Genomic DNA, 318 nt, shown 5'->3' on the forward strand with positions numbered 1-318 from the left:
AGTGTCTTTATCTTTTTCATCATTATTGGAGCAAGCTGATAATATTAGTAATGATCCTAATATCATAAAAAATAATTTTTTAATCATAATAAAACTCCTATCTTTTATTTTAATTTTAATGTAAAAGCATTAATCGCTACTATAACTGTACTTAAAGACATTAATATTGCTCCTACAGCTGGTGATAAAATCAAGCCGATAAATGCTAAAATACCAGCTGCTAAAGGTACAGCAACAATATTATAACCTGCACCCCACCATAAGTTTTGCACCATTTTTCTCATAGTATTATTTGAAAGAGTCAAGAAATGAATTCAT

At 28.0% G+C, this 318-nt stretch carries 1 pseudogene; it reads right to left on the reverse strand.

Features of this window, described 5'->3' with window-relative positions:
• Positions 1-104: 104 nt before the first annotated feature.
• A pseudogene (locus FS736_RS23525) lies at positions 105-314 on the reverse strand (heavy metal translocating P-type ATPase); the annotation flags it as partial.
• Positions 315-318: the final 4 nt, after the last annotated feature.

The sequence above is a fragment of the Cytobacillus oceanisediminis 2691 genome, assembly GCF_007678455.1.
Lineage (GTDB): Bacteria > Bacillota > Bacilli > Bacillales > Cytobacillaceae > Mesobacillus > Mesobacillus oceanisediminis_A.